Source organism: Actinomadura sp. NPDC048032 (genome assembly GCF_040653175.1).
Taxonomy (GTDB): domain Bacteria; phylum Actinomycetota; class Actinomycetes; order Streptosporangiales; family Streptosporangiaceae; genus Spirillospora; species Spirillospora verrucosospora.
The window spans coordinates 1-22,758 of the sequence record NZ_JBEZJP010000018.1; the positions used below are offsets into that span (position 1 = coordinate 1).

29 protein-coding genes are annotated in these 22,758 nt (G+C 72.0%); 16 read left to right on the forward strand and 13 right to left on the reverse strand.

What is annotated here, in order from left to right; genetic code table 11:
- On the forward strand, positions 1-1,634 hold a 1,634-nt coding region (locus AB0C69_RS04560), incomplete at its 5' end, for an alpha/beta hydrolase domain-containing protein (RefSeq protein WP_360349713.1).
- A gap of 98 nt (positions 1,635-1,732) precedes the next feature.
- The gene (speB, locus tag AB0C69_RS04565) at positions 1,733-2,752 is read left to right on the forward strand and encodes an agmatinase (protein WP_360349716.1); all 1,020 of its coding nucleotides are present in this window, start codon (positions 1,733-1,735) and stop codon (positions 2,750-2,752) included.
- Positions 2,753-2,767: 15 nt separating this feature from the next.
- Here speB and AB0C69_RS04570 read toward each other — a convergent pair whose 3' ends face one another.
- Positions 2,768-3,121, reverse strand: a complete 354-nt coding sequence (locus AB0C69_RS04570) for a PRC-barrel domain-containing protein (protein ID WP_345171226.1) — start codon at positions 3,119-3,121, stop codon at positions 2,768-2,770.
- A gap of 60 nt (positions 3,122-3,181) precedes the next feature.
- Positions 3,182-4,009 (reverse strand): MBL fold metallo-hydrolase, encoded by an 828-nt coding sequence (locus AB0C69_RS04575; protein ID WP_360349719.1) that lies wholly within the window; start codon positions 4,007-4,009, stop codon positions 3,182-3,184.
- Between the two features lie 156 nt (positions 4,010-4,165).
- On the opposite strand from AB0C69_RS04575, the gene AB0C69_RS04580 reads away from it, so the two are divergent.
- The 5 genes from AB0C69_RS04580 to AB0C69_RS04600 all read left to right on the forward strand — a co-directional run bounded on the left by AB0C69_RS04580 (position 4,166) and on the right by AB0C69_RS04600 (position 7,441).
- Positions 4,166-4,993, forward strand: a complete 828-nt coding sequence (locus AB0C69_RS04580; protein WP_345171222.1) for an SAM-dependent methyltransferase — start codon at positions 4,166-4,168, stop codon at positions 4,991-4,993.
- Entirely contained in the window at positions 4,990-5,205 is a 216-nt protein-coding gene (locus AB0C69_RS04585) for a hypothetical protein (RefSeq protein WP_353833783.1), read from the forward strand. Before AB0C69_RS04580 ends, AB0C69_RS04585 begins: the two co-directional genes overlap by 4 nt.
- A gap of 75 nt (positions 5,206-5,280) precedes the next feature.
- Positions 5,281-6,123, forward strand: a complete 843-nt coding sequence (locus AB0C69_RS04590; protein WP_360349723.1) for a helix-turn-helix transcriptional regulator — start codon at positions 5,281-5,283, stop codon at positions 6,121-6,123.
- Between the two features lie 7 nt (positions 6,124-6,130).
- Positions 6,131-6,328, forward strand: coding sequence for a DUF397 domain-containing protein (locus tag AB0C69_RS04595; RefSeq protein ID WP_353833784.1), 198 nt, complete (start codon positions 6,131-6,133; stop codon positions 6,326-6,328).
- 342 nt (positions 6,329-6,670) lie between these two features.
- Complete coding sequence (locus AB0C69_RS04600; RefSeq protein WP_360349726.1) at positions 6,671-7,441, forward strand: ATP-binding protein; 771 nt, start codon at positions 6,671-6,673, stop codon at positions 7,439-7,441.
- On the opposite strand, the gene AB0C69_RS04605 is transcribed toward AB0C69_RS04600, so the two are convergent.
- From AB0C69_RS04605 to AB0C69_RS04615, 3 genes are all read right to left on the reverse strand, one after another.
- Positions 7,412-7,921: a hypothetical protein gene (locus AB0C69_RS04605; protein WP_360349729.1), complete on the reverse strand. Its 510-nt coding sequence runs from the start codon at positions 7,919-7,921 to the stop codon at positions 7,412-7,414. The two genes, AB0C69_RS04600 and AB0C69_RS04605, sit on opposite strands and share 30 nt — an antisense overlap.
- 6 nt (positions 7,922-7,927) lie before the next feature.
- The gene (locus AB0C69_RS04610) at positions 7,928-8,515 is read right to left on the reverse strand and encodes a hypothetical protein (RefSeq protein WP_345171210.1); all 588 of its coding nucleotides are present in this window, start codon (positions 8,513-8,515) and stop codon (positions 7,928-7,930) included.
- 559 nt (positions 8,516-9,074) lie between these two features.
- A complete protein-coding gene (locus AB0C69_RS04615; protein WP_360349732.1) occupies positions 9,075-9,887 on the reverse strand; it encodes a helix-turn-helix transcriptional regulator in 813 nt (270 codons plus the stop codon).
- A gap of 165 nt (positions 9,888-10,052) precedes the next feature.
- On the opposite strand from AB0C69_RS04615, the gene AB0C69_RS04620 reads away from it, so the two are divergent.
- Positions 10,053-10,811, forward strand: a complete 759-nt coding sequence (locus AB0C69_RS04620; RefSeq protein ID WP_360349735.1) for an SDR family oxidoreductase — start codon at positions 10,053-10,055, stop codon at positions 10,809-10,811.
- Positions 10,812-10,970: 159 nt separating this feature from the next.
- Positions 10,971-11,414 (forward strand): lamin tail domain-containing protein, encoded by a 444-nt coding sequence (locus AB0C69_RS04625; RefSeq protein WP_353833790.1) that lies wholly within the window; start codon positions 10,971-10,973, stop codon positions 11,412-11,414.
- Between the two features lie 98 nt (positions 11,415-11,512).
- Here AB0C69_RS04625 and AB0C69_RS04630 read toward each other — a convergent pair whose 3' ends face one another.
- Positions 11,513-12,832 carry a phosphotransferase family protein gene (locus AB0C69_RS04630; RefSeq protein ID WP_360349738.1) on the reverse strand — a complete coding sequence of 440 codons (1,320 nt, stop codon included), beginning with the start codon at positions 12,830-12,832 and terminating at the stop codon, positions 11,513-11,515.
- Between the two features lie 7 nt (positions 12,833-12,839).
- Positions 12,840-13,460 carry a TetR/AcrR family transcriptional regulator gene (locus tag AB0C69_RS04635; RefSeq protein WP_360349741.1) on the reverse strand — a complete coding sequence of 207 codons (621 nt, stop codon included), beginning with the start codon at positions 13,458-13,460 and terminating at the stop codon, positions 12,840-12,842.
- Between the two features lie 116 nt (positions 13,461-13,576).
- Here AB0C69_RS04635 and AB0C69_RS04640 point away from each other — a divergent pair, with 116 nt between their 5' ends.
- The 3 genes from AB0C69_RS04640 to AB0C69_RS04650 are packed head-to-tail and all read left to right on the forward strand — an operon-like array spanning position 13,577 to position 15,928.
- Entirely contained in the window at positions 13,577-14,149 is a 573-nt protein-coding gene (locus tag AB0C69_RS04640; protein WP_360349744.1) for a VOC family protein, read from the forward strand.
- Positions 14,133-14,774: a carboxymuconolactone decarboxylase family protein gene (locus tag AB0C69_RS04645; protein WP_353833792.1), complete on the forward strand. Its 642-nt coding sequence runs from the start codon at positions 14,133-14,135 to the stop codon at positions 14,772-14,774. Before AB0C69_RS04640 ends, AB0C69_RS04645 begins: the two co-directional genes overlap by 17 nt.
- Positions 14,774-15,928 (forward strand): acyl-CoA dehydrogenase family protein, encoded by a 1,155-nt coding sequence (locus AB0C69_RS04650; protein WP_360349747.1) that lies wholly within the window; start codon positions 14,774-14,776, stop codon positions 15,926-15,928. Before AB0C69_RS04645 ends, AB0C69_RS04650 begins: the two co-directional genes overlap by 1 nt.
- A gap of 23 nt (positions 15,929-15,951) precedes the next feature.
- On the opposite strand, the gene AB0C69_RS04655 is transcribed toward AB0C69_RS04650, so the two are convergent.
- From AB0C69_RS04655 to AB0C69_RS04665, 3 genes are all read right to left on the reverse strand, one after another.
- A complete protein-coding gene (locus AB0C69_RS04655) occupies positions 15,952-16,860 on the reverse strand; it encodes an LLM class flavin-dependent oxidoreductase (RefSeq protein WP_360349750.1) in 909 nt (302 codons plus the stop codon).
- 171 nt (positions 16,861-17,031) lie between these two features.
- Positions 17,032-17,517: a MarR family winged helix-turn-helix transcriptional regulator gene (locus tag AB0C69_RS04660; protein WP_360349753.1), complete on the reverse strand. Its 486-nt coding sequence runs from the start codon at positions 17,515-17,517 to the stop codon at positions 17,032-17,034.
- 93 nt (positions 17,518-17,610) lie between these two features.
- Positions 17,611-17,817 (reverse strand): cell division protein SepF, encoded by a 207-nt coding sequence (locus tag AB0C69_RS04665; RefSeq protein WP_179831795.1) that lies wholly within the window; start codon positions 17,815-17,817, stop codon positions 17,611-17,613.
- Positions 17,818-17,938: 121 nt separating this feature from the next.
- Here AB0C69_RS04665 and AB0C69_RS04670 point away from each other — a divergent pair, with 121 nt between their 5' ends.
- From AB0C69_RS04670 to AB0C69_RS04680, 3 genes are all read left to right on the forward strand, one after another.
- Entirely contained in the window at positions 17,939-18,298 is a 360-nt protein-coding gene (locus tag AB0C69_RS04670; RefSeq protein ID WP_360349758.1) for a DUF1801 domain-containing protein, read from the forward strand.
- Between the two features lie 32 nt (positions 18,299-18,330).
- The gene (locus AB0C69_RS04675) at positions 18,331-18,708 is read left to right on the forward strand and encodes a hypothetical protein (RefSeq protein ID WP_345171186.1); all 378 of its coding nucleotides are present in this window, start codon (positions 18,331-18,333) and stop codon (positions 18,706-18,708) included.
- Between the two features lie 147 nt (positions 18,709-18,855).
- Entirely contained in the window at positions 18,856-19,251 is a 396-nt protein-coding gene (locus AB0C69_RS04680) for an ATP-binding protein (RefSeq protein WP_345171184.1), read from the forward strand.
- A 56-nt stretch (positions 19,252-19,307) separates the two neighbouring features.
- Here the strand turns inward: AB0C69_RS04680 and AB0C69_RS04685 are convergent, their stop codons facing one another.
- From AB0C69_RS04685 to AB0C69_RS04695, 3 genes are all read right to left on the reverse strand, one after another.
- Positions 19,308-19,964 (reverse strand): choice-of-anchor P family protein, encoded by a 657-nt coding sequence (locus tag AB0C69_RS04685; protein WP_360349762.1) that lies wholly within the window; start codon positions 19,962-19,964, stop codon positions 19,308-19,310.
- A gap of 46 nt (positions 19,965-20,010) precedes the next feature.
- The gene (locus AB0C69_RS04690) at positions 20,011-20,829 is read right to left on the reverse strand and encodes a L,D-transpeptidase (RefSeq protein WP_360349765.1); all 819 of its coding nucleotides are present in this window, start codon (positions 20,827-20,829) and stop codon (positions 20,011-20,013) included.
- 152 nt (positions 20,830-20,981) lie between these two features.
- A complete protein-coding gene (locus AB0C69_RS04695) occupies positions 20,982-21,455 on the reverse strand; it encodes a MarR family transcriptional regulator (RefSeq protein ID WP_345171177.1) in 474 nt (157 codons plus the stop codon).
- A 95-nt stretch (positions 21,456-21,550) separates the two neighbouring features.
- Here AB0C69_RS04695 and AB0C69_RS04700 point away from each other — a divergent pair, with 95 nt between their 5' ends.
- Positions 21,551-22,729 carry a PP2C family protein-serine/threonine phosphatase gene (locus AB0C69_RS04700; protein ID WP_360349768.1) on the forward strand — a complete coding sequence of 393 codons (1,179 nt, stop codon included), beginning with the start codon at positions 21,551-21,553 and terminating at the stop codon, positions 22,727-22,729.
- Positions 22,730-22,758: the final 29 nt, after the last annotated feature.

Consider the following 22,758-nt stretch of genomic DNA (forward strand, 5'->3'; position numbering starts at 1 on the left):
GCCGTTCGCCCGGCTCCGGCAAGGACCCGGACCCGCCGCTGGTCGACCGGCACGGCATCCCCAACCGGGGCGCGTGGCGGCGGACACTGTGGCCCCCTGACATCGTGGAGGTCACCGTGCGTTTCTCCCTGCGGGTTCCCTGGCGGCGCGTCGCCGCCGCGGCGACGGGAGCGGGGCTGCTCGCCGCCCTGCTGTGCGCCTCGCCGCCCGCCCTGGCCGAGTCCTCCGGGCCCGTGGTCACCGTCCCGCCGCCGGGCGCCCACGGCTTCCCGTTCCTGGCGGCGGCCGAGGATCTCGGGTCGTTCGGGTACACCGAGAGCGAGTACTTCATCACCGGCACCGCCACCTCGTACGCCAAGTCCGGCCTGTGGACGTCGAACGGCCGGTGGGACGTGCGGGCGTCCGGGCAGGCCCCGTACCGGACGAGGCTCCTGGTCCGGCGCCCCTCCGACCCGGCGAAGTTCAACGGGACCGTCGTGGTCGAGTGGCTCAACGTCAGCGGCCAGATGGACCTGTCCCCGGACTACTGGTTCGCGCGCGACGAACTGCTGCGCAAGGGATACGCGTGGGTCGGCGTCTCGGCCCAGGCGGTCGGCGTCAACGGCGGGCTCGGAGAGATCCACGGGCTCAAGGGGTGGGACCCGGCCCGTTACGGCAGCCTCGTGCACCCCGGGGACGCCTTCTCCTACGACATCTTCTCCCAGGCCGGGCGGGCGCTGCGAAGCCCCGACGGCCCCGACCCGCTCGGCGGGCTGGCGGTGCGGACGCTGCTGGCGGACGGGGAGTCGCAGTCCGCCGGGCTCATGACCACCTACGCCAACGCCGTCCAGCCGGTGTCGCGGGTCTACGACGGCTTCATGATCCACAGCAACGGCGCGGTCGGGGCCCCGATCAGCGGCGAGCTGTCCGACACCCTGTGGATGCCGAACCCGTCCCGCATCCGGACGGACCTGACCGTTCCGACGTTCGTGGTCCTGACCGAGACCGACGTCCCGCTGGCGGCGGCCGCGCGGCAGCCGGACACCGACCGGGTCGTGCACTGGGAGCTGGCCGGCACCTCGCACGGCGACCAGTGGGCCTACGACCTGGGTCAGCCGACGCTGCAGAAGTCGGCGGGGTCGGCCGCGCCGGACGCCGGCTGCGCCGCCGGATCGGCCCCGTTCAACGACGGGCCCGGGCACTACTCGATGAACGCGGCGCTGCGCGGTCTGGCCGCGTGGGCGCGCGGCGGGGCGCGGCCGGCCGCCGGGGCGCCGCTCGACACGGTGCTGCGCGACCCGCGCACCGGGCTGGCGACCGGGGGAGTCCGGCTGCCGGACGTCGCGGTGCCGACCCGGACGCTCACCGGAATGCGCGACACCGCGGGCAGCGGCGTCTTCTGCGGCCTGTACGGCGCGCGGGACCCGTGGAACGGCGGCGCCGACCCCTGGGACCGGCATGACGCGGGCGACCCGTCCGACCCGTCCCTTCCGCTGACGGCGGAGCCCGTGCTCAGCGTGCTGTACCCGACGCACGCCGACTACGTGGGCAAGGTCCGGACGGCCGCGCAGGCGTCGGTAAACGCCGGCCACCTGCTGCCCGAGGACGCGACGGCGATCGTCGCGGCCGCGGAGGGCTCCGGCGTCGGCGGCTGACGCCCGCCGTCGCGGCCCCGTCCCGGGATCCGTCCGGGACGGGGCCGTCCGCACATCGGACGGGCCCGGTGGGGGAAGAGAGACGGTGGAGGTGGCGAATGCCCGGAAGGTACGGTTCGCAGTTCGGTCCTGACATCACGTTCCTCGGGGTGCCGCGCTGCACCTGGTCCGATCCGTCCACGTACGAGGACGCCGACGTGGTCATCCTCGGGGCGCCGTTCGACGGCGGCACGTCCCACCGGCCGGGGACCCGCTTCGGGCCGCAGTACATCCGGCAGTCCTGCTACCTGCCCCACGACGGCTCGCGTCCGTCCCTGGCCCTGCGGGTGGACGGGCTCCGGGGCGACCTCACCGTCTACGACGCCGGCGATGTCGAGATGTACTCCGGGGACGCCGAGCGTTCCGTCCGATCACTCCAGGAGGCGGTGTACGCGATCGCCCGTACCGGGACGATCCCGCTCGTCCTCGGCGGCGACCACACGATCGCGTGGCCCGACGCCGCCGGAGTGGCCGACCACCTCGGCGCCGGACGGGTCTCGATGGTCCACTTCGACGCGCACGCCGACACGGGCGACGTGAACCTCGGCTCGCTGGTCGGGCACGGGCAGCCGATGCGGCGGCTGATCGAGTCCGGGGCGGTGCGCGGCGACCGGTTCCTGCAACTCGGCCTGCGCGGGTACTGGCCGGGCCCCGAGACGCTGGAGTGGATGGCCGCGCAGGGCATGCGCTCCTACGAGATGTCCGAGATCGTCGCCCGTGGCCTGGACGAGTGCCTGACGGAGGCGTTCGAGATCGCCACCGACGAGTGCGACGGGGTGTTCCTGTCGGTCGACATCGACGTGTGCGACCCGGGCCACGCCCCCGGCACCGGCACGCCCGAGCCCGGCGGGCTGACCGGGCGCGAGCTCCTGGACGCGGTCCGGCGCGTCACCTACGAGCTGCCGGTCGTCGGGGTCGACGTCGTGGAGGTCTCCCCGCCCTACGACAACGCCGACATCACCTCGGCCCTGGCCAACCGCGTCGTGCTGGAGGCGCTGTCGGGCATCGCACGGCGACGCCGCGACCGGCGCGACGGGACGCGGTGGGACCCGCGCCGCCCGCTCCTCGACGGACGCTAACGGCCCGGGGCGGCGTCAGCGGCGGGCGAGGAGCCGCTCCTCCGGCGCGGCCCTGTAGGGCAGCTTGTAGTAGGCGAAGACCTCGGGTTCGGCGTCGGCGAACAGCTCGCCGTTGGTGTCGATCCCTGGAGCGCCCTTGACCTGCTTCTTGTCGTACGCGACGCGGAGGTGGTCCGGGCCCAGCGTGCATCCGGCCAGCGGCACGAACACCAGGCGCTGCCGGGTCGGCAGGCCGATCCGGACCGTGGCGAACGAGGGCTGGTCGGTGAGCGTGTCGACGTAGACGGCCTCCAGCGGCCCGATCTTGCTCCCGGACGGGTCGATCACGTTCCGCCCGCGCCATTGACGGATGTCCTCGATCTCGAACATGTCCTGTCCAACCATAGGTTCTCTGAGGTATTTACCCAGCTCACAGCAGATGAGTCGGGCTCACGGGCGACGGAAGGCGTGGGTCTCCCCGGGCCCGACGTAGGTGGCCCGGTCGCCCAGTCCACGACGCTCCAGCTCGCGCCGGAAGTCGTCCAGCGGCGACTTCATGACGGTGTAGTCGTTGTAGTGGACGGGCACCGCGGACGCCGGGCGGATCGTCTCGACGAGGTCCGCGCCCTGGGCGCCGTCCATGGTGACCACGAGCCCGCCGGGCAGCGTGGTGCCGCCCAGGTGGAGCACGGCCAGATCGATGTCGGAGGTGCGCCGGGCGATCTGCTGGATGCCGTCGAACATCAGGGTGTCGCCGGTGATGTAGAGGCGGAACCGCACGTCGCCGTCCGCAGGGCTGAACTCCAGGAGGCTCCCCATGACCGGCGGCAGCAGCCACTGGGCGGTGCCGGGGGCGTGCCGGCCCGGCATGGACGTGATGCGCAGCAGCGCGCCGTCCTTGACGAGGGTGTGCGCCTCCCAGGTGCGCAGGCCGACCGCGTGGCGGAAGCGGTGCCATCCCTGGAGGCGCCGGGCCGCGTGGGGCGTGGTGACGATGGGCAGCCCCCGGTCGAGTTTCGCGCGGGCGACCCGGTCCCAGTGGTCGCCGTGCAGGTGGGACAGGACGACGGCGTCGAGGCGCGGGAGGTCGCCGGCCTGGAGGGCGGGGTCGGTGAGCCGCCGGGAGGACAGCCCGAACCCGAGGTAGGCCCGCTGTCCGCGATGCAGGAAGTTGGGGTCGGTCAGCAGGGTGAACGGTCCGCAGCGCAGGAGCATCGTGGCGTTGCCGATGAACTGCAGCGAGAGTTGGCGTAGCGCGAGATCCGATTCGGTCTTCATGCCTTTCCCCCTTTGGGCCGGTCATGCCCCTCAAAGGAAGGGCGAACCCCGCGGGGGGACGGTGAGAGGAGTCAGGGAACCCTTGCGGAAGCGGCCCGGGAAGGACGACCCTTGCTTCATAATTCGTGCATCACAAGTTGCGGCAAGGAGCGATGGGTGAGCGACACCGAGCAGGCTCCGCCCGGAGTTGATACCACGGTTCCGACCCCAGCCCGGATGTACGACTATTACCTGGGCGGCACCGACAACTTCGAGGTCGACCGCGAGGCGGCGGAGAAGGTCCTGGCGAACATGCCGGAGGCCGGGGACGCGGCCTGGGCGAACCGCGGCTTCCTGCAGCGCTCGGTGCGATGGCTGGCCGAGCGCGGCGTCCGGCAGTTCGTCGACGTGGGCGCGGGCCTGCCGACGATGAACAACACCCACGAGGCGGCCCAGGCGGTCGCTCCCGACGCGCGCGTCCTGTACGTCGACAACGACCCGATGGTGCGGGCCCAAGCCGAGAGGCTGCTGGCGGGTTCCACCGGGACGGCGTTCGTCACGGCCGACTTCCGCGACCCCGACGGGGTGCTCGGGAACGAGGCCGCCGGCAGGATGATCGACCTGACCAGGCCCGTCGCGCTGCTGGTCGTGGCGCTGGTCCACTTCATCCCCGACGAGGACGACCCGTGGGGCCTCGTCCGGCGGTACATGGACCGGCTCGCGCCCGGCAGCTACCTGGTGCTGTCCGCCGGCACCGGCGACCGGCAGGCCGACCGGGCCGTCGGCACGGTCAGGGACGTGTACGCCCGGTCCACCGCGAGCGTCCACCTGCGGTCGCGTGCGGAGGTCGAGCGCTTCTTCACCGGTATGGAGATCGTCCCGCCGTGGGAGGGGGCGGCGGCGAAGGTCTGCTATATCGGTGAATGGGGTGCTGAGGACCCCGACGCGGCCGACAGCGACGGCTCGCGGTGGGCGTACTGCGCGGTGGCGAGGAGGGCAGGATGAGGAAGCCGTCCGTCGAGGAGCTGGGCGTCGACCCGGGCGACCTGGAGTGGCGGCGCTCGCAGACCGAAGAAGGCGGCATCGAGGTCGCCTTCGCCGGCGAGTGGACGCTGCTGCGCACGTCCGGGGAACTGATCTCGGTGTTCGACGAGCACGAATGGGCCTGCTTCCTCGACGGGGTAAGGAAAGGGGAGTTCGACCACGCCGTTTCCTGAACCGGCCAGATCTGTGATTCACAAATTCGGAAGGCGTATGCTGATGCCGGCCGTAGGTCGAGGGAGGTGGCGCCGGTGAGCGACGCTTACGGGGCCACCATCGCCAAGCGGGGGCTGGCACGCCGCTTGAAGGAGCTGCGCGTCGAGGCCGGATACACGGCCAACCAGGTCTGCGACCGGCTGAACTGGGGACGGGGAAAGGTCGGCCGGTTCGAGGCCAACAACTGGGTTCGGCCCGAGCTCAGCGACATCCGCGACCTCGCGCGCATCTACGAGGGCAGCGATCTCGACGAGCTGGAAGAACTGGCGGGCCGCGCCCGGCAGCGGGCCTGGTGGCGTGACTACCCCGAGGTGTTCGACAACGAGTTCCCGGGCTTCGAGAGCGACGCGTCGAGCATCCGGGTGGTCATGCCGCTGGTCCTGCCGGGGCTCCTGCAGACCCTGCCGTACATGCAGGCGCTGCTGTCGGTCGGGACGAGGACGCCGGAGTGGCGGGAGCGCGCGATGCGGGCGCGGCTGCGCCGGCAGCAGATCCTCGACCGCGGCGACGGGACGGCGCCCGAGCTGACCGCGGTCATCACCGAGGCGTCCCTGCTGTACGAGTGGGGGGACCCGGGCGACCGGCGCACCCAGTTCGCCCACCTGCTCGCCGTGTCCGAGCGCCCGAACGTGGAACTGAGGCTGCTGCGCCTCGCCGACGGGATGCACCCGGGCATGTCCACGCTGGTCAACGTCTTCCGGTTCCCCGGCGGCGAGCCGCCCATGGTCTTCCTCGAGAACGACGCGGACGTCCAGGAGATCGGCACCCCCGACGACGTGGAGGCCTATGACGAGATCTTCGAGCAGATCCGCCAGGCGGCGCTCGGTCCCGCCGACACCGCGGAGCATCTGAGGAAAGTGATCTCAACCCTGGAGTAGCACCGACATGGACCTCTCTCAGGCACGGTGGGTCAAGGCGACCGCCAGCGCCAGCAGCAACGGGGGCTGTGTCGAGGTCGCCGATCTCGACACGGCCGCGGCGCTGCGCGACAGCAGGACACCGGAGGCCGGGGTGCACGTCGTCTCCCGGTCCGTGCTCGCCGCCTTCCTCGACGACGTGCGGGCGGGCCGTTACGACCGCTGAGGCCGGGCCGCACACGAGATCCCCCAGGGCTGCACCCCCGGGGGATCTCTCTTTGTGCGCGGCCCTCTCTCAGGCGCCGACCACGCTACAGCGCGCGGGGCGGGCCGTCCCGGTACCGCCGGTACACGCGGGGGACGCGGCACCGAAGGGTGTTATGAGGGCATTTGGGTGCATGAGTGAACGTCTCACTCTCAGATGCAACTTTCTTGCCATGATGCGGGCCCGGCGGCCGAAGATGTGCAAGGCTAGATCTGTGATTCACACATAGCGACTCGCGAAGCAAAAGACTCATGTCGCGATTGTCTGACTTGCGAATGTCTCCGCTATCCCGAGGTGGGCGCCATGACGAAGGCCGCGACGATGTGCGAGATCCCCTGGAGACTGGAGGACGGCGGCTGCGCGGCACTGCCCCTGCCCGCCGACGACTCCATCGCCCGCGTCGCCCGTTCCCACGTCACGGCCCTCCTCCCGGCGCTCGGCCTGTCCGTCCAGGACGTCCACGACATCAAGCTCATGGTCAGCGAGCTCGCCACGAACGTCCTGCAGCACGCCATGCCGCACGAAGGCGCCTCGGCCGCCGAACTCTGGGTCTACCAGCGCGGCGACGGCGAGGGCCGTGACGAGCTGGTCGTCAAGGCGTTCGACACCCACCGGGACTGGCCGGCCTCCGGCACCGCCCCCCACCGGTCCGACCACGGTCGCGGCCTGAAGATCGTCGAGCTCCTGACGCAGGGCCGGTGGGGACACCACCCGTCCCGGTCGCGGCTGCGGACGCCGGCGGCCCGCGGCAAGGCGACCTGGTTCGCTCTGCCGCTCCCGCGCACCGTCCGCCGCCGCGACGTGTGGAGGGTCGAGGGCCCCTACGCCACCAAGGACCTCCGGACCCTGCTGGTCCAGCGGGGCCTCGGCCACTTCCAGCCCGCGGAGGGCGCGGACCGGGCCGCCCTCAGCGACGGCCGCGGCCTGACCGTCTGGTGCGAGGAGGCCCGGTTCCGGTGGCGCACCGGCGCCGGGGAGACCGGATGCCTCCCGGTCACCGACATCACCGAGGCCTGCGAGCGGATCGTCGAACTCTGCGAGGCCTCACCCGCTGCCGGGTCCGGTCTCGCCTGATCCGGACTCGCCTGATCCGGACCGCTGCCCGCGGCGCGCCGGCAGCCGGCGCAGGCCCACGAAGATCAGCAGACCGCCGGCCACCAGCAGCAGCACATTCATGATCCACTCGTGGGACGCGTCCCGCAGGTACACCGTCCCCGAGCGGCCGACGTCCCGGGCGCGGGCGGTGCCCCCCTCGCGCAGGCCCTTGCCGCTGCCGTACAGGGCCACGGTGGGACGATCCACCGAGCCGTCGTCGGAGCGGAAGGCCCCGCGCAGCGTGCACGCCTCATGGCCGGGGTGCCGGATGCAGCTCCGCTCGCGCGCGGTGAAGACGCCGGGCGTGCCCTGGCCCGCCTGCGACGCGCGCAGCACGGGCCCGGCGTTGGGGATCACCAGGAAGACCAGGAGCAGGCCGAACACCGCCATGAGCACGCCGAACGGCGTGACCCCCCGCGTGCGCCGGGCCGGCGCGGTCCGCGACTCTTCGAGGGTCACCGGCCGTCACGCAGCTTCGGGGACGGGCCTGCGCTGGAGCGGTGCGGCGCACGAGCAGCGCATGGCTTCGCGCTCGGACTCGTTCGGCCGCCGGTGCAGGTACATCGCCACCACCATGGGGATGGTCACGAGCGTGTTGTAGAACAGGTGCAGCTCCACGCGGGGCACCAGGAGCTGGATGATGCTCGTGGGCGCGGGACGTCCGGCGATGTAGGAGTCGGACATCGCCTGCACCAGCAGCAGCAGGTGCTCGAAGTGGTGCCAGACCTGGATGCCGAGGGAGATCCCCCACCAGGTGCGGGCCCGTCCGGTGAACCCGGGCAGCAGCAGGACGAGCCCGATCAGCATGATCAGCGCGTAGCCGTAGTGCATCCACTCCGAGGTGACCAGCCACGGGAACGGCACGCCCAGCACGCCGCGCGCCTCGGGCACCGGCCAGCCGAGCACCCAGATCTGGACGGCCTGGACGATGTGCTCGGCCCAGTGGGCGATGACGATGAATGCGTAGATGTTCAGGGCCGCGCGGTGGTGACGCGTGTTGAGCAAATGCACCACCGACCGCAGCCCGCCGCGTTCTTCCAGTACGTTCGCCACCGGCGATCACCTTCCACGAGATGACGGGGACCTTCCTCATCTCAACACGTATCGCAGATGAGAGTCTCTTTCGAATTGCCCTTGCCGGCGGCCACAGGTGGACGGTCCGGCCGGTCCCGCCGATCCCGCCATGACTCGACTTATTCCATTCGATCCTGGATACTGTCGCGGCGCGATTTACGGCACATCCCATAAAGGTCCCGCCAGCGGGACCTTTATGGGTGGCGACGCGAGTCTGCGCAGGTGACGAGTGTGAAACTTCATCCTGTCCGGATGCCCGGACAGTGAAAAACCTTCAACGAGGGCGTTAGCGGCGGCCTGGTTGGGCCCCCACTCGCGCGTACTCGATGGCTTCCGAAGTCGCGCGATAACGCGGCGGTCGAACTGGTGTCCGATGCCGCCCTAGCTTGGCGTGACCCGTGTTCGCGAAAAGGCTCTCCGGTGCGGGCCCACGGCAAGCCCGAACCGGAATCGCCATGGCTGTTGAATCGATGGAGGGCGCATCAAGGCGCGTCGCCGGTTCCACGTCTCCCGCGGCGCCTCGACCTGCGCCGGAAGGTCACGCCCAGCGCTCCAGTTCTGCTTCCAGAAGGAGCCGGGAAGGGCCGACCGGCGCCGCGATGTCGCTGATCGAGTCGTATTTCACGATCACTTCCTGGACGGCGAGCGGGTCCATCAGGAACCGTCCCCGCGTCGTCGCCTCGTCGTACGCGAGATCGCGCTCGTCCACCGTGAGGACGGTGATCGGCCCGTCGAGGCCCGGATGGGCTCCCGCCTGGTTCTCGACCACGCGGAGGGTGATGTGCGGCAGTTCCCCGAGAGCCAGCAGGTGGGCGATCTGGTCGCGCATGATCTCGCGCGAGCCGATCAGCTGCGCGAGGGCGGCCCAGCTCAGGAACGCGGTCAACCGGGGTGGCGTCTCCCTGTCGAGAACGGCGGACGTGCGTGCCTTCCGTCGCTCCAGGTCGGCGTCCAGACCGTTTCCCGGCCCGGCCGTCAGCACCGCCCGGGTGTAGTCCGGAGTCTGGAGGAGGCCGGGGACCACCGTGGGCTCCCACATGCGGATCCGGGAAGCGCGCCGCTCGAACTCGGCGAGGGATAAGAGCCAGTCGCCCTCGTCCGTCAGGCCCGCGAAGCCGACCAGGTTCGTGAACATCCCCCCGGTGTTCCAGAGGCGGTCGACGGCCTCGGCGTGGGACGGCTTGATGCGCAGCGTCGCGGACTCGTACCTGGAGACGGTCGAGCGGTCGCAGTCGAGGGCGTCGCCGAGAGCCTGCCCCGACATGCCGTTCGCCTCGCGGTAGCGGCGCAGATGGACCGCGATGAGATGCCACATCGAACGTGACGGGTCCAGTGAGTCCCGGGCATGCATGGCCCCTCCGGTTCATCGCGATCCCATTCCGGAACGTGGCGAACCTATCGCGGAGAGTGCGGGACGCGGGCCGCATCAGCGGAAACGTCCGAAGAGGACGCACCGCCGCCGCCCAGGGCCCCGCAGGCCGGGCGATCATGGAGGGGGTCGAGGGGAAGGAGCGGCGTGAAGCGGACCTACGTGGTGACCGGCGGCGGGCGCGGGGTCGGACGGGCGATCGTGGAGCGGCTGGCGGCCGACGGCGGGCATGTCGTCGTCGTCGAGATCGACGCGGAGGCGGCCGGCTGGGCGCGGGACCGGGCGGACGTGACGGTGGTCGTGGGGAGCGCGGCGGACGAGGAGGTCGCGGAGCGGGCCGCCGACGCGGCGCAGGAGGCGGGGACGCTCGCCGGCTGGGTCAACAACGCGGCGGTGTTCCGGGACGCCGCCGATCCGTCACCGCGGGAGCTGCTCGGACTCGTGGCGCTGAACTTCGACCCGGCGGTGGTGGGGTCCGTGACCGCCGTCCGGCGCTTCCTGGCCGCGGGGACGGGCGGCGCCATCGTCAACGTCTCGTCGCATCAGGCGCAGCGCCCGGTGCGCGGTTCGCTGCCCTACGCCACGGCGAAGGCGGCGGTGGAGGGGCTGAGCCGCGCGCTGGCCGTCGACTACGGGCCGCGCGGCGTCCGGACGAACGTCGTCGCGCTCGGGTCGATCACCACCGAGCGGTACGAGGGCCTCCTCCGGCGGCAGGAGCCCGCGGAGGCCGCGCGGATCGAGGACGAGATGCGCCTGCTCCATCCGGTCGGGCGGGTGGGGCGGCCGGAGGAGGTGGCCGCCGCCGTCGCCTATCTGCTCTCGGACGAGGCGAGCTTCGTCAACGGCGCCGTGGTGCCCGTGGACGGCGGCCGGCACGCGGTCGGCCGCGATCCCGAGGAGGCCTGAGAACCCCCGTGTTTCCCCGGACCACCTGGGAGAACGCGGCAAGTGGGACGCGCGGTCGCGGCCCGCGGTTGGCGTCCGGCCCGGACATGGCCAGAACCCCCCACGGTTCGGTGAATACCGGTACATCTAGGGATTCGTCGATCGGAAGGATGCCCTGGGGTGAGGAAGCTTCTCGTTGCGGGGGCCGCCGCCGTCGCGGTGGCGGGCGGGGTGCTGGTGGCGCCGCCGGCGGAGGCCGCGAGCGCCGTGCAGATCTACCGGGTGTACTACGACTCGCCCGGAAGCGACAAAGGGTCGAACACGTCGCTGAACGGCGAATGGGTGCAGCTGTTCAACACGTCGAAGACGTCCAGGAGCTTGAAGGGGGTCCAGGTTCGCGACAAGACCGGATACACGTACACCTTCGGGTCCTTCACCTTGAAGGGCCGCAAGTCGGTCTACCTTCACACCGGCAGGGGCTCCAACAGCGCGACGCACCGCTACTGGGGCCGGAAGTGGTACGTGTGGAACAACACCGGTGACACCGCGTACCTCCTTTACCCCGATGGCCGGGTGGCGGACAAGTGCTCGTGGGGTCGGACGGGTTCCTCGAAGTACTGCTGAACGGTCCGCGTCGCCCTGATGGCGAGCCACCGGCCCTCGGGCCGGTGGCTCGCCGCCGTTTCGGCCCCCGAACCGGCCGCGGGCAATGGCAGGGGCCGTCAGCCGCCGGGGAGGGAGAGGTGGCGGGGGTTCGCGACCGTGAGCCTGTCGGTCACCGAGGCTCGCACCGCGGCCACGACCTCGTCCATCCGGTCGTCGAGAGCGCTCGTCCGGATGGCCTCCGCGAGTTCGGCGTCGGTCGCGCACCCGAGAGGCTTCAGCCGGTTCCGGTGGGCGATCCCGTGGGCCTCGCCCAGGAGGAGTTCTCTGCGGGCCATGCGCAGGGCGGACGCGGCGACGCGGGCATGGAAGCGGAGCCGGTCGTCGGGCTGTTCGGCCTGCACGAGGAACGCGCCCACGGCGTCGATGAGAGCGTGGGCGTCCGGCCGGTCGTGCGGTGCGTTGTCCGGCGGGGCCGCGCTCACCAACGGATCCCGGACGGTCGCCGGCTCCGTCAGCCCCAGCGCCAGCAGCAGGTCGTGCTCCTGCTCGCAGACCTTCCGGCCGAGGACGGCGTACTCGATCGACGGGTCGGAGCCGCTGAGGAACCGCTCGGCCTGGTGGCGGCACAGGATCGTCCAGCGGAGAGTGCCGTAGACCTCCCACCAGTGGAGTTCTTCGAGCGTGGGCGGCGTGCCCCCGGCCGCGGCGTAGCCGGCGAGGAGGTCCTCGCGCGTGCCGAAACCGCCGGCGGGGTGCGGGGAGCCGAACCGCCACGCCTTCACGCAGAGCCAGCCGAGGTCCTCGGCCGGGTCGCCGAGGTGGGTGAGCTCCCAGTCCAGGACGCCGGTCACGCCGCCGGGGGAGATCATCAGGTTCCCGTTGCGGAAGTCGCCATGGACGACGGTCCGGCCGCGGGGGGCCGGGCGGTGCTCCTCCAGCCAGCGCAGCGCCAGCTCCACCGCCGGGCGGGCCTCGAACGCCGCGTAGTGCTCGGTGAGCGCCGAGAGGGCGTCGTCGTCGGGCAGCCCGGGAACGGGCGCCATCGTGTGCAGCCGGGCCAGGATGCCGCCCAGCTCGCGCGCGAGGCGGGGGCGGACGCCCGCGAAGCGCTCGTCGCGCAGCAGCCGCCGCGGGATCGTCTCGCCGGACAGCCGCTCCATGACCATGTAGGGGGCGCCGTCCAGGTCGTCGCCGTGGTCGGCCAGTCCGGGGACCGGGACGCCGGCCCGCGCGGCCGAGGCCAGCAGGCCGGCCTCGCGGCCCAGGGCGGTGGGGTCGAGGGAGCCGGGCGGGTCGCGGCGCAGGATGAGCGGGCGGCCGTCCGCGTCGAAGGCCCAGGTCTCCCGGCTGGCGCCGCCGGACAGCCGGCGCAGCCCGGTGATCCGCGCGCCGAGCCGGGCCCCCAGTGCGGCGGCGAGGTCGCGGGTCGGTTCCATGGCTCTCCTAGTCGGGCAGGCCGAGGGCGCGGACGCTGAGGGTGTCCAGGGTCTCCAGGAGGCGTTCGGCGCCCTGCGGATCGCTGCCCTGGACGATCCACAGGTACAGGGAGTGGTCGACCATCGTGGCGAGCGCGCCCGCCGCCGTCTCCGCGTCGATGTCGGACGGGACGAGCCCCTCCCGCTGCCAGCGCGCGATCACCCGCGCGGACCGTCCGACCGAGGAGGCCCGGTGCTTGCGCCGCAGCTCCTGGAACTCCTCGTTGAACGTGGCGACCTGCTCGATGATCGCCATCATCCGCGCGTTGCGCAGGTAGGCCTCGTAGTAGGCGCGGTTGGCGCGGCGGACCCGGTCGGCGGGGCCCGGCCCCGCCGACGGCACGAGCGCGTGGTCGGTCATCTCCTCGAACAGCCGGTCGGCGACCTCCAGGAACACCGCCTCCTTGGTGGGGAAGTAGGTGTAGAAGGAGCCGTAGGCGACGCCCGCGTGCCGGGTGATGTGCGCGACCCGGGTCTCCAGGAAGCCGCGCTCCTCGAAGACCTCGCGGGCGGCGGCGAGCAGGCGCTCCCTGGTCCGGGCGCCGCGCTCGGTGAGCGGCCGGGCGCCGGGGTCGTCGCCGCTGGTCATCGCCGTGGTTCCTCTCGCCGGGGGTTGACAACCCGGGAACGGTATCCGAGCATCAGGCAAGTTGATATGACTGTCAAGTCAGCTTCCGCGGCGCTCTCCCGCCGCAAGGAGGTTCCATGAACACCGAGTTCGAGCTGGGCGGCATCAACCATCTGGCGCTGGTGTCGTCGGACATGCGACGCACGGTCGACTTCTACTCCGGCGTCCTCGGCATGCCGCTGATCAAGACCATCGACCTGCCGGGCGGGATGGGGCAGCACTTCTTCTTCGACTGCGGCGGCGGCGACTGCGTGGCGTTCTTCTGGTTCCCCGACGCGCCGGACGGCGTCCCCGGCGTCTCCGCCCCCAAGGGGCGGCCCGAGCAGGGCGAACTGCTCAGCGCCGTCGGATCGATGAACCACGTCGCGTTCCACGTCCCGGCCGACAAGTTCGACGAGTACCGGCGGCGGCTCAGGGACAAGGGCGTGACCGTCAGCCCCGTCCTCAACCACGACGACAGCCCGCTGGGCGTCTCCGCCGACGTGCACGACGGCGTCTTCGTCCGGTCGTTCTACTTCCAGGACCCGGACGGGATCCTGCTGGAGTTCGCCTGCTGGACGCGCACGTTCGACGCGTCCGACGTCTCCCACGAACCGAAGACCGCCGCCGACCGGACCGCCGGGAAGGACAGGCATGCCGCGACTGCGTGAGGTCCCCCGCGCCGAAGTCACCGACGAGCAGATCCTCTTCTTCTACGACCGCCTCTTCGCGCCCGACCGCGACCCGGCCGTCGACCACGGCACCGCGACCGGCTCGCCCGGCGACTGGTGGACGGTGTTCGCCCAGTCCCCGGACGTGTTCCGGCACGCCGTCCGCGGCTTCGCCCTGTACCGGGGCGCCGACCTCGACCCCGTCCTGCGCGAGCTCGGCCAGTGCCGGGCCGGGTGGGCGCGCGGCAGCCAGTTCGTCTTCTCCCAGCACTGCAAGCAGATGCGCGCCCTCGGCATGCCCGAGGAGAAGATCGAGTCGATCCCGCACTGGCAGACGGCCGACTGCTACTCGCCCCTCGAACGCGCCGTGCTCGCCTACGCCGACTGCCTCGTCCTCGACGGCGGGCGCGTCCCCGACGGCGTCTTCGAGGTCCTGCGCGAGCACCTCCCCGAGAAGGAGATCCTCCAGCTCACCTACATCACCTGCATGTACGACATGCACGCGACGATGTCGCGGGCCCTGCGGCTGGAGTTCGACGACCGCCCCGAACCGGTCGTCGAGGTCGCTGCGCCCGAGGGGTACGGCGACCGCGACATCTCCGCCGACCTCACCGGGGCGGGCTGATGCTGTTCCCCGTGCCCGACCGCGTCCGGGACGTCCGCGACGCCGTCCACGCCTTCATGACCGAACGCGTCGAACCGGCCGAGCCCGCCCTCAACGCGGGCGACCGCGACGAACTCCTGAAACTGCGCCGGGAGGCGAAGGACGAGGGACTCTGGGCCCTGGGCCACCCCGCCGAACTGGGCGGCGGCGGCATGCCGTTCCTCGACTACGTCTACGTCAACGAGGTGCAGGGGCGCAGCGAGTGGGGGCAGCTCGCCCTCGGCACGTTCACCCTCCAGGACTCGCTGATGCTGCACAGGTACGCGAGCCCCCGCTGGCGCGAGCGCTACCTCGCCCCCATGGTCGCCGGCGAGGTCTCGCCGAGCTTCGCGATGACCGAGCCCGCCCACGCCGGCTCCGACCCCACCCAGCTCCGGACGACGGCCGTCCTGGACGGGGACCACTGGGTCATCAGCGGCCGCAAGTGGTTCACCACCGGCGCCGGCGAGGCCGCCTACACCACCGTCATGTGCCGCACCGAGCCCGAGGACGCGCCCCCGCACCGCTCGTTCAGCATGATCATCGTCCCGACGGACACGCCCGGCTACGAGATCGTCCGGGAGACGCCCGTCCTCGGGCTGAACGGCGGCCACTACGAGGTCGCCTACGACGACGTCCGGGTCCCGGCGGACAACCTCCTCGGCCCGCGCGGCCACGGCTTCGTCATCGCGCAGGAGCGCCTCGGCCCCGGCCGCATCTTCCACTGCATGCGCTGGCTGGGCCAGGCCCAGCGCGCCTTCGAGCTGATGTGCGCCCGCCTGGGCTCCCGCGTCGCGTTCGGGGAGCCGCTCTCGGCGAAGCAGCTGATGCAGCAGCACGTCTTCGACTCCTACACCGAGATCCAGGCCGCCCGCATGCTCACCCTCCAGGCCGCCGAGCGGATCGACGCGGGCGACCAGGCCCGCATCGAGATCGGCGCCATCAAGGTCGTCGGCGCCCGCATGCTGCACAACGTCATCGACCGCGCCATCCAGGTCCACGGCGCCGCCGGCCTCACCGACGACACCCCGCTCTCCCGCATGTACCGCCACGCCCGCGAGGCCCGCATCTACGACGGTCCGGACGAGGTCCACATCCAGAGCACCGCCCGACGCATCCTCAAACGGCTCGGCTGAGCGGAGCGGTCCCGTGGCGGCCGCTAGCCGCGTTCCTTCGCGACCGCCTCCCGCACCGCGGGGGCGATCTCGGCGGCCCAGCGGCCGACCGACGTGATGTCCTGGGTGCCGCCCTCGGGCGAGAAGAGGGTGAAGCCGGACGCCCCGTGCTCGACCACGGCGCCGGTCAGCTCCTCGACCCACTGCCCGACGGAACCGCCGATCCAGCGGCCGTCGCGGTCGCGGGTGGCCGGCAGCGGCCGGTCGGTGATGCGCCCGGGGAGGTTGAACACCGTGCGGATCTCCCCGGGGGCGCGGCCGGCGGCGGCCGCCGCCTCGTCGACGACCGGCCGCGACGTCCGGTAGCGCTCGCTGAGCCAGTCCGCCGCGTGCCCGGGGATCCACCCGTCGGCCACCCGCCCCGTGGCGGCCAGGGACTTCTTCCCGACCGAGCCGGTCCACACCGGAGGCGCCGCGACCGGGGCCGGCTCGATCCGCTCCACCCGGTAGTGCCGCCCCCGGTGGGTGACCGGAGGGCCCCCGCCCGACAGCTTCCTCACCAGGACGATCGCCTCCTCGAAGGCGTCCACGGCGTCGGAGGGCGACAGCCGCGGCACGCCCATGTCGGAGATCCGGTCCCACAGCCCGCCCGCGCCCATGCCGAGCACGATGCGGCCGTCCGAGAGCGCCGACAGCGCCGCCACCGTCCGCGCGAGCATCGGTGCGGGCCTGGTCGGCAGGTTGGTGACGTTGGCCAGGGCGGCGAGGCGCCGCGTGCCCCCGAGGACGAACCCGATGGTCGCGTAGGCGTCCAGGCGCTCGCCGATGTAGGGGTGGTCCGACAGTGAGAAGAGGTCGAGGCCGTCGCGGTCGGCCTGGCGGGCCGTGCGCAGCAGCTCCGGGCCGTCGTCAAAGGTGCTGTGCGCACCGAAACCGAAGACGAGATCATGCACGGACAAGGTTCTGCCTTTCGTTCACCGATGCTCACGCGGTCAGGGCCGGGAAGGCGTCACCAGGCGTGCACATCGGGGGCGGCTCCACAGAAGAAACTTAAAGTTCGTAGTACGAACCGTAATAGTTCGTACTACGAACTGCAAGTCTCTCCGGGGGCGCGGTGTCGCGCGTCAGCCGCCGTGGGCGCCGGAGGCTCCTCCTTCGCCCGGTTCGAGGAAGACCGCGGGGACCTCGTTCTCCAGCACGACGTGGCCCAGGAGGGTGGCGAGCGTGCCGCGTTCGGCCTGGCTGAGACCGCCGGTCAGCTCCTCGATCCGCCGGCAGGTCTCGGTGTAGAACTCGTCCGCGAGCTTGCCGCCCCGAGGGGTGAGCGACACCCGCACCGCGCGCGTGTCATGCGGATCCGGTTCGCGCCGGACCAGGCCGTTGCGCTCGGTGCGGTCGACCAGGCCGGTGAGGCTCGACTTGGCCAGCCGCAGCGTCGCCCCCAGCTCGCTCATGCCGTACGGCCGCGCCATCAGCACGCACAGCAACTGGCCCTGCTGCGAGGTCAGGCCGTGCTCCCGGCCCGACTCGGCGTACACGGCGTTCACCAGGAACGAGGACCGCACCAGCGCGGCCGCGATTCCGATCGGGCCGTCATCAGGCTTCACCATTCGGCCAGCGTAACAGCGAGGTGCCCGGCAATTCGTATGACGAACTATGCCGCGGCCGGCGGCTTCAGCGGCCGCCGCGGCGGCCCGGCCGGACTAGGGCTGGAGGAGGAAGAGTTTCCGGTCGACGCGGTCGAGGGCGCCGCCGCGGCCGAAGACCAGGCCGGTGGCGAAGTCGACGAGGCGTTTGGCGTCGCCGTCCGGAAGGTCCGTCAGGTCCATGAGCACGGGCACGCCCTTGCGGAAGAAGTGCCCCACGTACAGGACCTCGTTGTAGTTCTGGGGACGCAGCGACTTGACCACGGCCCCAGTCTGCCCGGCGCCTTCCCAGGGTCAAGTGACCCACGCCACATGCAAGAAATCTCTTCCGGATGTCGATCCTCCCGCCCGCCGAGCGACGCGTTGGCGACGAAAGGGGATCGACATGGGTAAGCACGCGAATGTTCAGGAGTACGCGGCGGACGTGCCGGAGGGACTGCGGGACGTCCTGGAGAAGGCGCTCGCGGTGGTCGGCGAGGCGATGCCCGAGGTGGAGCCCGCGCTGTGGCACGGCCAGCCGACCTGGAGCGTCGGCAAGCAGCCCGTGTGCTTCCTCAAGGCGTACCCGAAGTACGTGACGTTCGGCTTCTGGAACGGCCAGCTGATCGAGGACGGCTCGGGCCGCCTGGAGGCCATGTCCCGGCAGATGGCCGGCGTGAAGTTGCGTGCCCTGGACGACATCGACGCCGCCCTGTTCGCCGACTGGGTGAAGCAGGCGCACGCCCTGGAGGTCAAGAAGGCTTGACGTCAGGACCACTTGACGCGCACACTCGCATCATGGTCACTCCGGATGGGATCGAGCGAGACATCACGCTGACGAGCGCGGCGGCCCGGTACGACGAGCTGTGGCTCCGGGACGCCGTGGCCGAACCGCCGCTCCGGCGCGAGGAGGTCCTGGAACTCCTCGCGCTCGGGGAGGTGATCGCGCGGAAGGCGGTCTACGGCCGGCAGCTCGCCGTCCGCTCGGCCCGCCGCGCGGGCGCCTCCTGGGCCCAGATCGGCGGCGCGATGGGCGTCAGCAAGCAGGCCGCCTGGGAAGCGCACGGCAAGTGGATTGAAGATCAGGCCGAAGAGAACCGCCGCAGCGACTACCAGGGCCTCGACGAGGACCAGGTCGCCGCCGCCCGCCGCCTGGCCGGCGACGCGAACGAGTAAAAGTCGCAAGGGCCGCACCTCCCCGAGGCTGTTCGGCGCGAAGAGGGAGTCCATCGCAATAGGCGTCAAAGAGTTTCTCTCCGTTGGCTCTGGGAAATCTGTGTGCTAGAGGGAACGGAGGCGATTGGCATGGAGGTCGTTCTTGAAATGACCCTGCCGAGGAACGCGGAGAGCGCTCCGCTGGTGCGGCACACGCTCGACGCCTCTCTCCGCGGGCTCGGAGTGGGTTCCGAGGTCCGTGCCGATATCGCGCTCGCGCTGGGCGAGGCGTGCGCGAACGTCATTCAGCATGCCGCGGCCGGAAAAGAGTACGAGGTCCGGGCGCGGATGGACGGGGCACGGTGCGTCGTGGACGTCATCGACGGGGGCTCGGGGGACGGGGCGGACGGGGCCGCGGCGTGGGAGCGCGTGGAGGCGCCGCCGCTGGCCGAGCACGGGCGGGGGCTCCGGTTGATGCGGGCGTTCACGGAGGGGGTCCAGATCGCCGCGCGCGCTCACCGGAACGGGTCGGTCGTGCATTTCGAGAAGTCGCTGGCGACCTGACGGCATGGAACGGCCCGGCGGGCTGGCGCTCGCCGGGCCGCGTCTTCGGTGACCGGTCAGCCGGTGACCGGCAGGTCGTGCTTGACCGGTCGCGGAGCGGGGGCCTCGGCCGGGCCGTGCGCGGGCCCGGCGGCCTTGCCGCAGGTGGCGGACGCGACCCGGATGGCGCCCTTGTTGCCGGGCAGGGCCAGCTCCATGCCGGTGACGGCGAGGCGTCCGTCGGCCATGCGCTGCTGCTTGTTGAGGACCAGGGCCGTCCGGCCGAGGCCGTCCACGTCGACGGGGACGGTGGTGTTGGGCGGCGGGGTGGAGTCGAGGTGCTTCCCGGCGAGCGAGGCGCCGGCGAGACGGGCGCCTCCCCGCCCGGCGGTGCACTTGGCGGTGACGGCGTCGGCCAGCAGCTTCGCGGACGGGACGGACAGGTGCGTCACGGCCGAGCGGGCGCGGGCGGCGGAGGCGTCGACGTCCAGCGCGGACGCCTTGACCAGCTTGGTGCGGTCCTCGCGGAGCACGCTCTTGCGGACGGTGCCGGTGCTGGAGGAGACGGCGGGCACCGGCGGGACGGCGAGCGGGCCGGTGACGGTCAGCCCGTACGCGGAGCCCTCGCTCCCGGGGGCGGCGGCGAAGGCCGGGGCCGGGGCGGCCGCCGCGGCGAGGCCGGTGGCGAGGAGCCCGGCGGTGGCGATCCGTTTGGCGGCAGGGATGTGACGCATGAACTTACTCCGATTCTCTGTGAGAGCTGGGGGTGGTGCCGGCCGGTCAGGCCGAGATGAACACCAGGGAACCGAGCGGCACCCGGGACAGCGCCTTCAGCGCGTCGGCGGGTACGCGCACGCAGCCGTGCGTGACGGCCTTGCCGAACACCGAGGCGTCGGGCCAGCCGTGGAGTGCGACGGTGCCGGGACCGCCGCCGAAGGTGTCGAGGGTCGCCGAGTGGGTACCGAGCGGCAGGACGATGGGGCTCGGCGTCTTCTCGGCCGGGGCGAGCGTCGCCATGACGAACGTCCGGCCGGTCGGCGTCGGTGTCTTCGCGTCGCCGACCGCGACCGGCCAGCGGCCCACGGGCCGCGCGGACTTCTCCAGGACGAGCCGCCTGCGGGCGAGGTCGACGTGGACGGTGTACGGCGTGTGCGCGGTCTTCAGCGCGGTGCCGGGAATCCACCCGGTCGCCCCGTTGGGACGGCTCGGCAGGAGCACCCTCCGCCAGTCGCCCGAGGTCTCCACCACGGGCACCCAGGTGGGGCCGCCGAGTTCGGTGGTGGGGAGGGTGGCGAAGCGGTGGCCGGCCGGGCGGTCGAACACGGGCGCCGGGCTGGTGGGGTGGACGACGAGGCCGTCGGTGGCGCCGTCGGGCGTGGTGTCCGCCGGGGCGCCGGAGAGGGTCTTGTAGGTCGTGGCCTCGGGGGCGTTGGCGGGGGCGTTGGCGGGGGCGGTGCTACCGCTCCCGGTCCCGGCCGACGCCGTGCTGTGCCCGGAGGAGGAGCCGCCGCAGCCGCCGGCGGAAAGGAGCAGGGCAGCGGTGATCCCGCCCGCGGTGACGGCGCGCAGGGAATGCCGAGGGGCACGTATGGTCGCCATGAGCGGGGATGTTAGTAGTGGTGAAGGCGGCCGTATCGAGAATGGCGAAAAAGGCTCCCGGGGCGGCCGTTGTAAATGTAGATAATGCTCTATTTGGAAGGCGCTTTGCGGAGGGTCACGACTTTTCGGGGAAAACGGAATCCATGGACGGTTCACGCGAGCATGGAGAGGGAACCGCCGTCGTCGTCCGGGCGGGTGGCCGCCTCGTGGAACTCGGTGAGACCCCACAGCAGGGCGGCCTGCGCGGCCGCCGGCATCTCGGCCAGCACGCGGGTGAGGCTCTCGCGCCGCCGCAGCCGGAGCCGGTCGAGCAGCTCCTGCCCGTCTCCGCTCAGCCGGACGGTGACCTGGCGCCGGTCGCGGCCGGGGTCGCGCGTGAGCAGGCCGGCGGCCTCCAGCCGGTCGCACAGCCGGCTCGCCGACGACACCAGGGCGCCGAGCTCGCCCGCCAGCCTGCTGATGTTGACGGGCCCCCGCTCCAGGACGAACAGCGCGCGCAGTTGCGTGGACGGAATAGGGACATCCGGGGCATTGTGGGCGCGCGACCATACGTTCAGCAGGGTGGAGGCCGCATCGTCGAGCGCAGCCGCGAGATCCGCGGCGTCCTCACCCGACGTGGCCACCATGCCCTCCACTGTTACACACGACGTCGCCCACGGCATCCCGGGACCTGCGGGTCCGCCGGCCGCCGGGACCGTGCGGCGAGGGGCTGAGGATCGAGATGCACGGTGCACGCGCGGAGAACGGGCCATTCGAGGCGGCCAGGAAGGCGATCTGGGCGGCTCCGCCGAACGAGGTGATCGCCGTCGCGGCCGACGTCCTCGGCCGGCACGGGTGCGCGGACACCGAGGTCCTGATGGTCGACTACCGGCAGATGTTCCTCGTCCCGACGGTCTTCGCCGGTGACGACGTCTCCGTGGACAACACGCCGCCGGGCCGGGCGTTCGCGTCGCAGCGGACCGTCCGGGACGACGGGGAGGGGCTCGCCCACCTGCCGCTGACCGTGAAGGGGGAGCGGATCGGGATCCTGTCGGTGCGGCTTCCGGACGGCGGTCCGCTCTGGCTGGACGACTTCGCCGGCGTGCTCGCCCGCGCCCTCAAGATCGCCGACCAGGCCACCGACATGTACCGGCGCCTGCGCCGGCGGACGCGGCTGACGCTGGCCGCCGAGATGCAGTGGGACATGCTGCCCGCGCCCGCCTACCAGGCGTCCGAGCTCAGCTTCGCGGGCCAGCTCGAACCCGCCTACGCGGTGTGGGGCGACGCGTTCGACTGGGCCACGTCCGGCGAGCGGTTCACCCTGACCGTCAGCAACGGGATGGGGTCGGGCACCGAGTCGGCGGAGCTCACCCATCTGGCGATCAGCGCGCTGCGCAACGCGCGCCGGTCCGGCGGCGACATCGTGGAGCAGGCCGAGCTCGCCGACGAGGCGCTGTTCGGACGGCACCGGGGCGAGCGGCTCGTGGACGCGCTCCTCCTGGAGTTCGACCTCTCCGACGGCCGGGTCCGGGCCATCGACGCGGGCTCGCCGAGGATCACCCGGCTGCGGGGCGGCGCCACGGACCGGCTCGGGTTCGAGCCGCAGATGCCGCTCGGGATGTTCGGCGACACCCGCTACGTGCCCCAGGAGTTCGCCGTCGAGCCGGGCGACCGTCTGGTCATCGTCAGCGACGGCGTGCACGCCGCCCGGTCGCCCGCCGGGGTCGTGTACGGGGACGCGGGGCTGCTCCAGGCGATGCGCGCCACCCGGTTGCAGGACCCGCCCGAGGCCGTCCGGACCATGGTCCGCCACTACGTCGGCTTCCACGAGGGCGCCCAGCCGTCCGACGACGCGGTGATCGTGTGCGTTGACTGGACGGGCCGGGACCCGGGCGCCGGCAAGGGCGCCGGGAACGGGTGACGCCGGGCGGCCTTCACCGGGTCCGGCCC